Source organism: Amycolatopsis sp. NPDC101161, from assembly GCF_044768185.1.
Classification (GTDB): Bacteria; Actinomycetota; Actinomycetes; order Mycobacteriales; family Pseudonocardiaceae; genus Amycolatopsis.
Window position 1 is genome coordinate 397,836 of sequence record NZ_JBIWPI010000004.1, and the last position, 12,288, is coordinate 410,123.

General features: G+C 70.4%; 14 protein-coding genes. 4 read left to right on the forward strand and 10 right to left on the reverse strand.

Annotated features, from left to right (window positions below; genetic code table 11):
* Positions 1 to 410 precede the first annotated feature (410 nt).
* Together ACIRSS_RS29375 and ACIRSS_RS29380 are read right to left on the reverse strand one after the other, a co-directional pair.
* A complete protein-coding gene (locus ACIRSS_RS29375; RefSeq protein WP_400900476.1) occupies positions 411 to 1,808 on the reverse strand; it encodes a S8 family peptidase in 1,398 nt (465 codons plus the stop codon).
* 63 nt (positions 1,809 to 1,871) lie between these two features.
* Positions 1,872 to 2,111, reverse strand: a complete 240-nt coding sequence (locus ACIRSS_RS29380; protein ID WP_400900478.1) for an SCO4848 family membrane protein — start codon at positions 2,109 to 2,111, stop codon at positions 1,872 to 1,874.
* A gap of 43 nt (positions 2,112 to 2,154) precedes the next feature.
* Here ACIRSS_RS29380 and ACIRSS_RS29385 point away from each other — a divergent pair, with 43 nt between their 5' ends.
* Entirely contained in the window at positions 2,155 to 3,402 is a 1,248-nt protein-coding gene (locus tag ACIRSS_RS29385) for a D-alanyl-D-alanine carboxypeptidase family protein (protein ID WP_400900480.1), read from the forward strand.
* Here ACIRSS_RS29385 and ACIRSS_RS29390 read toward each other — a convergent pair.
* The 6 genes from ACIRSS_RS29390 to ACIRSS_RS29415 form a co-directional block, all read right to left on the reverse strand.
* Positions 3,399 to 3,836 carry a winged helix-turn-helix transcriptional regulator gene (locus ACIRSS_RS29390; RefSeq protein WP_400900482.1) on the reverse strand — a complete coding sequence of 146 codons (438 nt, stop codon included), beginning with the start codon at positions 3,834 to 3,836 and terminating at the stop codon, positions 3,399 to 3,401. The two genes, ACIRSS_RS29385 and ACIRSS_RS29390, sit on opposite strands and share 4 nt — an antisense overlap.
* Positions 3,833 to 4,939, reverse strand: coding sequence for an acyl-CoA dehydrogenase family protein (locus ACIRSS_RS29395; protein ID WP_400900484.1), 1,107 nt, complete (start codon positions 4,937 to 4,939; stop codon positions 3,833 to 3,835). Before ACIRSS_RS29395 ends, ACIRSS_RS29390 begins: the two co-directional genes overlap by 4 nt.
* Positions 4,940 to 4,995: 56 nt before the next feature.
* Entirely contained in the window at positions 4,996 to 6,009 is a 1,014-nt protein-coding gene (gene yhjD, locus ACIRSS_RS29400) for an inner membrane protein YhjD (RefSeq protein ID WP_400900486.1), read from the reverse strand.
* 45 nt (positions 6,010 to 6,054) lie between these two features.
* Complete coding sequence (locus ACIRSS_RS29405; protein WP_400900488.1) at positions 6,055 to 6,558, reverse strand: AAA family ATPase; 504 nt, start codon at positions 6,556 to 6,558, stop codon at positions 6,055 to 6,057.
* On the reverse strand, positions 6,555 to 7,589 hold the full coding sequence (gene trpS / locus ACIRSS_RS29410) for a tryptophan--tRNA ligase (protein ID WP_400900490.1): 1,035 nt from the start codon (positions 7,587 to 7,589) through the stop codon (positions 6,555 to 6,557). The genes ACIRSS_RS29405 and trpS overlap by 4 nt, the downstream gene beginning before the upstream one ends.
* Positions 7,590 to 8,070: 481 nt before the next feature.
* Positions 8,071 to 8,421: a hypothetical protein gene (locus ACIRSS_RS29415; RefSeq protein WP_400900492.1), complete on the reverse strand. Its 351-nt coding sequence runs from the start codon at positions 8,419 to 8,421 to the stop codon at positions 8,071 to 8,073.
* A gap of 468 nt (positions 8,422 to 8,889) precedes the next feature.
* Between ACIRSS_RS29415 and ACIRSS_RS29420 the strand changes: the two genes are divergently transcribed.
* Positions 8,890 to 9,618: a chitinase gene (locus ACIRSS_RS29420; RefSeq protein ID WP_400900494.1), complete on the forward strand. Its 729-nt coding sequence runs from the start codon at positions 8,890 to 8,892 to the stop codon at positions 9,616 to 9,618.
* Positions 9,619 to 9,672: 54 nt separating this feature from the next.
* Here the strand turns inward: ACIRSS_RS29420 and ACIRSS_RS29425 are convergent, their stop codons facing one another.
* Positions 9,673 to 10,173 carry a MarR family winged helix-turn-helix transcriptional regulator gene (locus ACIRSS_RS29425; RefSeq protein ID WP_400900496.1) on the reverse strand — a complete coding sequence of 167 codons (501 nt, stop codon included), beginning with the start codon at positions 10,171 to 10,173 and terminating at the stop codon, positions 9,673 to 9,675.
* Between the two features lie 81 nt (positions 10,174 to 10,254).
* On the opposite strand from ACIRSS_RS29425, the gene ACIRSS_RS29430 reads away from it, so the two are divergent.
* A complete protein-coding gene (locus ACIRSS_RS29430; protein WP_400900497.1) occupies positions 10,255 to 10,728 on the forward strand; it encodes a cupin domain-containing protein in 474 nt (157 codons plus the stop codon).
* Here the strand turns inward: ACIRSS_RS29430 and ACIRSS_RS29435 are convergent.
* A complete protein-coding gene (locus ACIRSS_RS29435; RefSeq protein WP_400900498.1) occupies positions 10,725 to 11,531 on the reverse strand; it encodes an exodeoxyribonuclease III in 807 nt (268 codons plus the stop codon). The two genes, ACIRSS_RS29430 and ACIRSS_RS29435, sit on opposite strands and share 4 nt — an antisense overlap.
* Positions 11,532 to 11,562: 31 nt before the next feature.
* On the opposite strand from ACIRSS_RS29435, the gene ACIRSS_RS29440 reads away from it, so the two are divergent.
* Positions 11,563 to 12,285 carry an MBL fold metallo-hydrolase gene (locus tag ACIRSS_RS29440; RefSeq protein WP_400900499.1) on the forward strand — a complete coding sequence of 241 codons (723 nt, stop codon included), beginning with the start codon at positions 11,563 to 11,565 and terminating at the stop codon, positions 12,283 to 12,285.
* Positions 12,286 to 12,288: the final 3 nt, after the last annotated feature.

A 12,288-nucleotide genomic window follows, 5' to 3' on the forward strand; every position in this document is an offset into this window, starting at 1 on the left:
CACCCCCCCCGCCGTCTGTTCTGGGGGGGGGGGGTTTTGACACGCCACGATGCCCCCCTTTCAAACCCCCCCCCCCCGACTGAAAATCCCACCGGAGGGGCGGGGGAGGTCGGACCCGCTAAGCCGCGGAAGACCTGAAGCCGCGGTAGCCCCTCTGCCGCAGCTTCAAAGAAAAAGCATGTCCTCGCCGGACGGGCAGGCTCCGGGATGACCAGGGCTTTCCGAGTCTTCTCACCTTTTCGAGGTGGGCCGCTGGGTGGTCATCCCGTCGCCTGATTGAGGCCTATCACTTTGAGCCGGGCCCGCAAGCCTGGCATGCTCCCTCGCCTTGGGCTCTGGGTTGCGGGCCCGGCTCAAAGTGATTTCACGGCCTCAGGCGACGGGATGACCACCCAGCTCCTCTATTGGGTTCAGTGCACCGCGTCCAGGGCGTTGACCAGGCCGTGGCCGTAGTACGAGTTGTTCTTCGCCGGGCCCGTGCACTCCGTTTCCGCCGACGCGCACTTCACCACGTCGGCCTCGCCTTCCAGCAGGCGCGCGATGAACGATGGCGGTGCCCCGTGGAAGCGGGACGCCAGCAGTGCCGCGACGCCCGCCGCGTGCGGTGAGGCCATCGATGTTCCGCACTTCGAGCCGTACAGCCCGCCGAACACCGTTGTCGACAGCGGGCACGAGGGGCCCGCGCCGTCCGGGGGCAGCTGCGAGAAGTCTCCACCCGGTGCCGTGACGTCGATGGAGCCGTAGTTGCTGAACGACGACTTCGTGCCCGCGTACCCCACCGATGACACCGTCACGACGCCGTCGATCGCCTTCGGGAGGATGCCGCACGACGAGTCCACCGGGTGCGGCCGGTTCGGGTCCGTCGTCTGCTTTGTCGTGTCGAAGCCCGAGTTGCCCGCCGCCGATACGTTCAGCACCCCGTGGCGCGTCGAGAACTCGATCGCGCGGCGGACCGCCTCGTACGCCGCCGCGTCGCCCGGCTCGCGGGAGCAGAAGAACATGCCCGGGTCGATGTAGTAGCTGTTGTTCGTCACCTGGAAGCCGTGCTGGGCGGCCCAGACGAACCCGCACACCGCCGACTCCGGGAAGATGTAGCCGTCGTCGTTGACCACCTTCACCGACGCCAGGCGCACGCCCGGTGCGATGCCAGTGAAGCCCGCCGCCGGGTCCTTGCCCGCGATCGTGCCCGCCACGTGCGTCCCGTGGTCGGACGTCGTCGGCGCCCACGACGCCGGCGCGAGGTCCGGCGCGCCCGTGACGCAGCCCGCCGAAGACGCAGGAGAAACAGCCGCCTTAAGGGCCGGGTGGGTCGCGTCGATGCCCGAGTCCAGCACGCCGACCGTCACCGAACGGCTGCCCTGGTAGACCTTGTTCGCGTCGGGCGCGTGGATCGCCTTCATGTCCCACTGCTGCGCCGACAGGTCACCCGCCGCGGCCACCGAACGCGTGTCCTCCAGCGTCTTCACCGCACCGAGTGAACGAGCCGTCGCACCCGAAGTCGAAGCCACGTCCTTGCCGCCCGAATAAGCCCGGTAGACGCCGATCTTCTGCTGGAAGTCCGCGTTGCGCGAGCTGGCGATCGCGACGCCGATCTCGCCGTAGTACGCCACCTTCGTGCCGCACTTCGCCGCCAGCTCGCGATCGACGGTCGACGCGCGCGTGCCCGGCTGGTACGTCACCACGTAGGTGTACGGCGTGCTCGTCGTGTCGCACGCGACCGGCGCGGCCTCGGCGGCCGGGGCCGCGGCGAACAGGCCGCCCCCGACGGCCAGCACGAGCGGGGCCGCCATTCGGCGTAAACGGGACATTCCACCTCCAGAGTCGGTGGCGTCAACCTAAACCGGCCCCGGGGACCGCGCCACCGACCAAAGTCAGGAGGAGACCCGCGAAGAGGCCCGCACCCCGCGCCAGCCCAGCACGCCGATGATCGTGCCGAGCACGAACGACACGACCGTCAGCACCGCGTGCACGATGAAGTACGCCGTGGGCGAGCCGTCGGGGGTCCAGGCCCGGTCGCTGTCCCACAGGTTCTTGGCGAACGTGATCCAGATGATCCACGACCACACGCCGAAGGCCAGCAGGAACAGCGAGGTGCCTCGCGAAATGCGCATGCCCCTGAGTATGCGACGCGCGCCTCGGCGCTAGATTGCGTGGGTGCACTCCGCTGTCTCCCGGTCGCTCAAGGTCTTCACGACGACGCTCGCCGCCGCCCTCCTGGCCCTGAGCACCCCGGCCTTCGCGGTCGCGGCGCCGCAGCAGCAGGGCCAGTGCGCGAACCACCAGGCCCCGCCGGCCCCGGTCGACACGTCGGAGAAGCCCGCGCCCGGCAAAATCGCCCCGCCACCGCTGGCCGTGCCCACCGACCCGGTCGGCGGCCCGCGGATGGCCGAGTGCGGCCTCATCACCCCGGACGGCGCGCTCAACCCGCCGGACGGCAACACCGCGGCGTCGTGGCTGGTGCAGGACCTCGACACCGGCGCGGTCATCGCGGCGAAGGACCCGCACGCCCGCCAGCGGCCCGCGTCGCTGATCAAGACGTTGCTGGCGCTCGTCGTCGTCACCCAGCTGAACCCGCAGCAGGTGATCGTCGCGACGAAGGAGGACGCCGAGCAGGAGTGCACCTGCGTCGGCCTCGTCGCCGGCGGCCAGTACACCGTCGACCAGCTGCTGCACGGCCTGCTGATGCACTCGGGCAACGACGCCGCGCACGCGTTCGCCACCGCGCTCGGCGGCGTCGACTCGGCGGTCGCCAAGATGAACGCGCAGGCGGCCCGCATCGGCGCCCGCGACACGCGCACCGCGACGCCGTCGGGGCTCGACGGGCCGGGCATGTCGACCTCGGCCTACGACCTCAGCCTGATCTTCAACTACGCGATGAAGCAGCCGGAGTTCGCGCGGGTCGTCTCGACGAAGAACTTCGAGATCCCGGCGACCGGCGGCAAGCCGGCCATCCCGATCTTCAACGACAACAAGCTGCTCGGCGTCTACCCGGGCTTCCTCGGCGGCAAGACCGGCTTCACCGACGACGCCCGCCACACCTACGTCGGCGCGGCGCAGCAGAAGGGCAAACGGCTCGCGGTCGTGATGCTGCGCGCCGAGCAGAAGCCGACGAAGGTCGTCGACCAGGCGGCGAAGCTGCTCGACTACGGCTTCGCGCTGGAAGCCGACCGCGCCGCGCCGGTCGGCCAGATCAGCTACCAGGCCCCGGTGGCCACGCCCGGCAGCACCGACCCGTCCGTGCTCGCCGACGGCGGCACCGGCAACAGCGGGACGTCCTCGGCCGCGTCCGGCGCCAAGGACGACCCGTTCGGCGTCACCGGCTGGATCATCACACTGATCGTCTTCCTCGTCATCGTCGGCGGATTCGTCGTCGGGCACCAGCGCAAGAAGGCCGCGAACTAGCGGAACGCGGGCCCGGGTTCCGGGGTGACGTTGCCGGTGGCGATCGCGCCGCCGCAGTGTCCACAAGCGACATACGTGCCGGCGATCTCGCCGCAGTCTTTGTGCCGCAACCGGATCGGCGGCCCGTCCGGACCGGCGAGGTGCTCGTCGCCCCACTGCATGAGCGTGACGACGGCGCCGAAGAGGTCCCGCCCGGCCCGCGTCAGCACGTACTCGGGCACGGGGTCGACGCGGTCGAGCACGCGGGCGTCGACGAGGGTCTTGAGCCGCGCGGACAGCGTCGGGCGCGGGATCGAGAGGTTGCGCGCGAACTCGCCGTAGCGGCGCACGCCGAAGAAGGCCTCGCGCAGGATGAGCAGGCTCCACCGCTCCCCGACCAGGTCGAGCGCGCGCCCGACCGAGTCGTGCGCGAACCGGTGCGTCAAGTCGGTCACAGCTGCTCCGTGCGGGCCGGGACGCCCAGCAGCAGCTTCCCGGGCAGTTCGAAGCTGGCCGGGTTGACCTGGAAGTGCGCGGTCGCGGTGTGGGCGTCGCGGAACCGGCGCTGCAGCGGCGAAGTCTCGTAGATCGCGGCGCCGCCACCCAGGTCGTACATGCTTTCGGCGACCTTCGCGGCCGTGCGCGTGACGTGCGTGGCGGCCAGGCGCAGGCCCACCTTGAGCGCGTCCGGCACCGGCTCGGTGCCCTGCGCGGCCTGCCAGGCGTCGTCGATGCTGGTGTAGTAGAGCAGCCGCGCCGCGCGCAGGGCGGCTTCGGCTTCCGCGACGGCGGCCTGCGTCGCTGACCGCTCGGCCAGCGACCGGCTGGAGCCGAGCGGCTTGCGCGTCGAGGCGAGTTCGACGAGGTCGTCGATCGCGCCGCGCGCGTTGCCCAGCGCGGCGGCCGCGACCGACAGCGCGAAGTAGCCGAAGAGCGGGAACCGGTGCAGCGCGACAGCGTCCGCCGGCGGGCCGCCCATGACCGAGAAGACGCGGTGCTCGGGGACGAACAGCTCGTCGGCCACGCAGTCGTGGCTGCCGGTGCCGCGCAGGCCGTTCGTGTGCCAGGTGTCGAGCACCTCGATCTCCGCCTTCGGCAGCGCCGCGACGTAAAGCGCGCCTTCGTGCACGAACCCGGCGAAGAGCCAGTCGCAGTGCGGGATGCCGCTGCAGAACGCCCAGCGGCCGGACACGACGTAACCGCCGTCGACCTTCCGCCCGGCGCCGCGCGGCGCCCAGACGCCGGCGGCGACGGTCCTGGGGTCGCCGAAGACCTCCTCGGCGCACTTCCGCGGGGCGTAGGCCGAGAGCAGGCTGCTCGTGACGGCGATCGAGACGCACCAGCCGGCCGAGGCGTCCCCGCGCGCGACCGTCTCCGCGGTTTCGAGGCTGAGCGCGGGCGGTGCTTCGGGGCCGCCCAGGTGAGCGGGGACGCCGCTGCGCAGGAGCTGGGCGTCGGTCAGCTTGGCGACCAGCTCGGCCGGCAGGGCACGCCGCTGTTCGGTGACGGGCGCGAGCGACTTGGCGAGGTCGGCGCACTCGCGGGCGGCGTCCAGCATGAAACCTCCGGTTCAGATTTCTTACCGGTTCAGTTTCTTTACTGGGCGGATCGGTGTCAAGACTTGCGCCGGCCCCCGAGCCACGCGAGCAGCGCCCCGGCACTGAACGCACCGGCGACGGCACCGAGCCCGGGCCCGCGCTGCACGGTGACGCTCTGCTCGAGCCGCACCGGCGGCGGAGGCGCGACGACCGTGCGCTGGTTCTCCTTGGCCGTCGCGGTCCACGCCGTGATGAGCAGGAGGAAGCGCGAGACGAGGTTGGCGAACACGAGCAGGCCGATGACCGGCCCGAACAGCGCGGCCGACGGCGACTTCGTGACGCTGGCCAGGTAGATCGAGCCGACCTGCTGCAGGACGACGAACCCGACGGCGGCGACGATCGAGCCCTTGACGGCACTGCGCAGCGCGACGTGCTCCCGCGGCAGCCGCGCGATCACCCAGAGGAAGACGAGCGTGTTGGCGAGCAGGCCGAGCACGATCGTGCCGGCGCGCAGCAGGTAGATCGCCCACTTCTGGTCGGCGAGCCCGACGTGTTCGAGCAGGAACTGCCCGACGCCGCCCCCGACCGCGGTCAGCGCGAAGGAGACGATGAGCGCGACACCGAGGCCGATGAGCGCGACGAAGTCCTTGAGCGTCTGCTTGACGATCGGCTGCGACTGCTTCTCCTGGCCCCACTGCGCGGTGAGCGCGTCGCGGAGGTTCGACATCCAGCCGATGCCGGAGTAGAGGGCGATGAGCAGGCCGAAGATGCCGATGCCGCTGCCGGAGTCGAGCGCCCCGTTGACGATGCCGGAGACGAGCGACTGGAGACCTTGGGGCACGGAGTCGTTGATGCCCTTGGTGATCTTGTCGATGATCGTCTTGTCGTGGTTGACGACCAGCCCGACCACGGCGAAGGCGACCATGAACAGCGGGAAGACGGACAGCACGCTGAAGTAGGTGATGGCGGCGGCGTAGTGGTTGCCGTACCGCTCGCCGAAGGCCTCGTTGGCCCGGATCAGGTGATCGAGCCACGGGTACTTCCGCCGCAGCCGCGGCAGGAGCTTTTCCTTCGTTTCTTCGTTCGCCACCGTGAAACGCTAACCACGCCGAGTGACTCCCGCAACGCGAGCGGGTCAGATGAGGGAGGCGAGGAAGTCCTGGTAGGTGGTCTCCCCGCCGAGGATCGCCGCCCGTGGACGCGTCGAGGCGTACTCGGCCACGCGGTCGTATGCCGTGGCCAGGTCTTCCTCGGTGAGCGGCTGCGCCGTCTCGACTTCCGATCCCCCTCGCCCGGCGAAGCGCCTACGCGTTTCCTCGAGCCCCGGCAGCAGGACGATCTCGTGGAAGCTCGCGCCCGTCTCGTCTGCCAGCGCTTCGAGCCGCTCGGCGAAGCCCGGCCGGGCCAGCAGCTGCGGCACCACGACGTCGTGTCCCGCCGACAGGTGCGTGCGCGCCGCCGCCAGGGCCAGCTCCCGGGCCAGCAACCCCGCCTCGCCCGGATCGGCTCGCCAGCCGCCGACCATCGCCCGGACGCGGTCGACGTCCAGGGCCAGCGCCGGCGGGTGGGCGTCGGCGTAGCGCCGGGCCAGCGTCGACTTGCCGCTGCCCGGCGGGCCGTTCAGCAGGATCAGCTTCACCGCACCGGCGGCAGGAACCCGATCCGCTGGTACGTCTTGGCCAGCGTCTTCGACGCCACCTCACGCGCCCGCTCCGCACCCGCGGCGAGGATCTTGTCCAGCTCGGCGACATCGTCCAAATAGGACTTCGCGCGCTCCTGGATCGGCGTGACCCACTCGACGAACACCTCGCCGAGGTCCTTCTTCAGGTCGCCGTAGCCCTTGCCTTCGTACGCCGCTTCGAGGTCCGCGATCGTCCGTTCGGTCAGGGCCGAGTAGATCGTCAGCAGGTTCGAGACGCCGGCCTTGTTCTCCGGGTCGAACTTGACCTCGCGGCCGGTGTCGGTGACCGCCGAGCGGATCTTCTTCGCCGACCGCTTCGGGTCTTCGAGCAGCTCGACGATGCCGTTGGCACTGGAGGCCGACTTGCTCATCTTGGCCGTCGGTTCCTGCAGGTCGTAGATCTTCGCCGTGTCCTTGATGATGTACGGCTCGGGCACGACGAACGTCTTGCCCAGCCGGTTGTTGAAGCGCTGCGCGAGGTCGCGCGTGAGCTCCAGGTGCTGGCGCTGGTCCTCGCCGACCGGGACGGCGTCCGCGCGGTACAGCAGGATGTCCGCGGCCTGCAGGATCGGGTAGGTGAAGAGGCCGACGCTGGAGCGGTCGGAGCCCTGTTTGGCCGACTTGTCCTTGAACTGCGTCATCCGGCCGGCTTCACCGAAGCCGGTCTGGCATTCGAGGACCCAGCTCAGCTGGGCGTGCTCCGGAACGTGGCTCTGCACGAACAGGGCGCTGCGGTCGGGGTCGATGCCGATGGCGAGCAGCTGCGCGGCCGAGACGCGGGTGCGCTGCCGCAGCACCTTCGGGTCCTGCTCGACGGTGATGGCGTGCAGGTCGACAACGCAGTAGAACGGCTCGTGCGTGTCCTGCAGCCGCACCCACTGGCGCAGCGCACCGAGGTAGTTGCCGAGGTGGAACGAGTCGGCGGTGGGCTGGATCCCCGAAAGGACCCGCGGACGACGTTCGGTGGCAACGGTCTGCTCTTCGGACACGGGAGGATTCTTCCAGGCCGGGCGAGGTGGCGGGTGCGGAGGGGGTTGGAGCTGGGGATTCTTCCAGGCTGAGGGGTGAAGCGGGACATGCCTGGACCGCGGCGCACCGGCCGGCAGCGCGCAGGGCACGGCGTGAGTCAGCCGCGCGGGTAAGGCCACCGGCGCGGGCACCGGCAACCACCGGCGCGGAAGCAGCTCAGGTGTGCGGGTGCTGCGAGGAGCGGGGCCAACCGGCGCCATCGGCCATGGCCAGCGCCCAGAGTGCGGGCGACCCGGTGCGCCACCAGCCGCCGCCGGGACGGGCCCGGAGCGGGCCCAAGTGTGAGCGCCCAGGTGTGCGCGGGAGCGGACAAATCGGCGGCGCATCAACCGCCTCCGCCGGAGCGGCCCGGGTGTGCACGAGAGCGGACAAATCGGCAGGGCATCAGCCGCCGCCGGGGTCACGCGGGCTCGGGTGCGGGCGAACCGGCGCCCGTCTGCGTCAGGCGTGCGGGCGTTGCGTGAGGAACGGGCGGGTCGGCGTCGCGTCGGGCTCGCCGAGGACCGCCTCGGCCATCGCCGTGACCGGGCCCGGGGCCTCGGGGACCGCCGGGGCCGCCTCCGCCACCCGGGACTTGCGGCGCTGGCGCAGCACACCCAGCGTCATCCCGACGATGCCGAGCGCCACCGCGACCAGCCCGACCGGGCCGAGCACGCCGAAGCTCTCCGCGTTCGTGTCGGCCTGGGCGGTCGTCACGTCGGCGAACGCGTTCCCGCCGCCGGCCAGCAGCAGCGCGGCCGGGACGAGCGCGACCACCGCCGCCGCGCGAATTCCGCGCAGCGAGGACCGCATCAGGGTTTGACCTGGGTTGCGCACCGGAGTGCCTCCCGCGAGTGACGAGCGCTGTGACTTACCTAAATGCTCACCCATTCGAGTGAGACGCTGCGTGCTACTGGTCAAAAAACTACCGAGCGTGTCAAGACCTGTCGGTACCGATCGACTCGGGGGCCGAGACTAGCGCCCAACCGGGAACACGGTCCCGCCACCCCCACGGTTCACTCCAACCGCCCAAGCGGGTGTTGCGGAAGGCGGAACGCTCATACCCAAAGTAGAGAGTGGCCGATCCGTGTCCGGCCGCCCGTCACCCGTTCATCGCAAACTCGGCTCACCCTCTGCCATTCGTCGCAGTCCGGACTGGTCCGATCGCGTCGTCTTATCTGGAAAACTTTTCACTCGATAGTGATTGGTCTATACCTCTTGGAGTAGCCCATTCGGCTCGGTCGGACCGCGCACGACCGGCGTGACGAAGAGGAGACCCGAATGTCGATCACCCGGTTCTTGAAGCGCGCCGGAGTGGCGGTGAGCGCGCTCGCCGCGGCGAGCGCAGCCGTCGTGCTCCCGGCCACCACCGCGTCCGCCGCGGCGGACGCCTCGTTCGTCGTGAGCGAGGCCCAGTTCGAGCAGATCTTCCCCAACCGCAACAGCTTCTACACCTACAGCGGCCTGACCGACGCGTTGTCCGCGTACCCCGGCTTCGCGAACACGGGCGACGACACCGTGAAGAAGCAGGAAGCCGCCGCGTTCCTCGCGAACGTCAACCACGAAACCGGCGGCCTCGTCTACGTCGTCGAGCAGAACACCGCGAACTACCCGCACTACTGCGACGCGAGCCAGCCCTACGGCTGTCCCGCCGGCCAGGCCGCCTACTACGGCCGCGGCCCGATCCAGCTCAGCTGGAACTTCAACTACAAGGCCGCCGGCGACGCGCTCGGCATCGACCTGCTCGGCAACCCCTACCAGGTCGAGCAGAACGCAGCCGTCGCATGGAAAACCGGCCTCTGGTACTGGAACACCCAGACCGGCCCCGGCACCATGACGCCGCACGACGCGATGGTCAACCAGCGCGGCTTCGGCGAGACCATCCGCAGCATCAACGGCTCGATCGAGTGCAACGGCGGCAACCCCGCCCAGGTGCAGAGCCGGATCGACAAGTACACCCAGATCACCGGGATCCTCGGGGTCCCCACCGGGGACAACCTGTCCTGCTGAGCCGGGCGCGGCGAGAAGGGCCTCCCCGGCCACTCGGGGAGGCCCTTTTTGGTGTCAGGCCTGGGGATCGAGGTGACCGAGCAGCTTCCGCAGGACGTCGTCGAGCAGGTCCAGCTCCTTTTTGGACAGTCCCGACAGCAGCTCGGAGACGTTCGCGGTGTGCTCGGTCATCGCGGCGTCGACGGCGTCGAAACCACTGGCCGTCAAGCGGATGCGGAAGCTGCGGCGGTCGTTCGGGTCCAGCGTGCGCTCGACGAACCCGGCCTTCTCCAAGCGGTCGAGGCGGCTCGTCATGCCAGCCCGGGACATCATCAGCGTCGCGGACAGCTCGGACGGGATCAGCGTGTACGGCCGCCCGGACCGGCGGAGCGCGGCCAGGACGTCGAACTCCCCGCGCTGCAGGCCGAACTTGCCGAACACCCGCTCCTGCGCCGGGCCGAGCACGAGCGCGAGCCGGCCCATCCGGCCGGCGACGCCGATGGCGGCCAGGTCGAGGTCGGGGCGTTCGCGGTGCCACGCCGACACGACGGCGTCGACGGCGTCTTCGTCAGTCACGCCGCCACTCTATTCGGCGCCAGCACTATTCGTCGCCTGATAGTTTGACAACGAACTATCAGGCGTGGAACCATCATCGGCATGACGACATTGCTGGTCCGCCACGACGAAGCCGAGCAGCTCGGCTCGACCCCCGACACGATGACCCTGCTCGCCGACGTCTCCCAGACGGGTGGGCACCTGAGCACGAACCGCGCCTCGCTGGGCCGCGGGCGCGACGGCGCGACGCCGCACTTCCACACCTCGTCGGCCGAGATGTTCTTCATGCTGGACGGCGAACTCGAGGTCCTGAACGGCGACGAGGTCGTGACGGTGCGAACGGGTGACATGCTGTTCGTGCCCCCGCACACGAATCACGCGTTCGGGGCGACCGGACGGTCAGGCGCTGACGTGCTGATCGTGTTCACGCCCGGCGTCGAGCGCTTCGAGTACTTCCGGATGATCGACCGGATCCGGCGGGGCGAGGCGTCGCCGGCGGAGATCCTGGCGTCGCAAGACCGGTTCGACAACCACTTCGTGGACAGCGCGACCTGGCGCGCGGCCCGCGCGGCCTAGATGTCGTAGGTGGCGGTGACCGGCGCGTGGTCGGACCAGCGCTGGTCGTAGGCGGCGGCGCGCTCGACGACGACGTCGACGACCTTCTCGGCGAGGCCGGGGGTCGCGAGCTGGCAGTCGATGCGCCAGCCGGAGTCGTTGTCGAACGCCTGGCCGCGGTAGGACCACCAGGTGTAGGGGCCCGGGCCTTCGGGGTCGAGGCGGCGCTGGACGTCGGTGTAGCCGGCCTCGGTGTAGACGCGGCCGAGCCAGGCGCGTTCTTCGGGGAGGAAGCCCGAGTTCTTGCGGTTGCCGCGCCAGTTCTTGAGGTCGACGGTGTCGTAGGCGATGTTCCAGTCCCCCACGACGACGACCTCGCGCCCGGCTGCGGCGGCCTTCGCGCGGAGTTCGACGAGGTAGGGCAGGAACGCGGCCATGAAGCGTTCCTTTTCGTCCTGGCGTTCGGTGCCGACGTCCCCGCTGGGGAGGTACAGGCTGGCGACGACGACCTTCGCGAAGTGGACTTCGAGGTAGCGGCCGCTGTCTTCGAACTCGGGTTCCCCGAAGCCGATCCGGACTTCTTCGGGCTCTTCGCGGCTGTAGACGGCGACGCCGTTGCGCCCCTTGACGGCCGAGGGGGCGTGCACCGAGAACCAACCTTCGGGTTCGACGACGTCCGCCGGGAGCTGACTCGCCTCGGCGCGCACCTCCTGGCAGGCGACGACGTCGGCCTTCGTGGTGGCGAGCCACTCGACGAAGCCCTTCTTGGCGGCGGCACGGAGTCCGTTGACGTTCACGGTGGAGACGGTCAGCACGTCCCGCACGCTACCGGTTCGCTCTGCCAGACTGCCGGGCATGGGTGAGCTGACGGTGCTCGGCAGCTGCGGCGCGTTCCCCGAACCCGGGCGGGCGTGCGCGGGGTTCTTGTTGTCGCACAACGGGTTTCGCGTGGTCCTCGACCTCGGGTACGGCGCCGCCTCGCGGCTGTTCGGCCACGGGTTGCCGGACGCGGTGGTGGTGACGCACGAGCACCCGGACCACTGCGCGGACGTGAGCGCGCTCGGGCGGGCCTCGTACTACGGGGACGGTCCGCGGCTGCCGTTGTTCTGCACGCCCGGCACGGTCGCCCGGCTCGCGGCGATGGAGCCGCGCCCGCACCCGACGGAGGTGTTCGAGGTGCGCGACCTGGCGTCGGCTGCTTCGGTCGGGCCGTTTCGGCTGACGACGTTCGCGTTGCCGCACCACGTGCCGAACTTCGGCGTGCGGTTGGCGGCGCCCGGGTTGACGGTGGCTTACACGGGTGACACGGGCCCTTCGTCGGCGCTGGCCGAGCTGGGGCGCGACGCGGACCTGCTCATCTGCGACGCGACCTACCGGACGCCGCCTTCGGGGGACGAGCCGCGGTACTTGATGACGGCCGCCGAGGCGGGCGAGTGGGCGGCCGCAGCCGGAGCGCGCCGGCTGCTGCTGACGCACTTTTGGCCTGGCACCGACCGTGCGGCGGCGGCCGCGGAGGCACGCGCCGAGTTCGGTGGCGAGGTGCTGGTCGCGGAGGAAGGCCTGACGATCGAGCTTTGACAG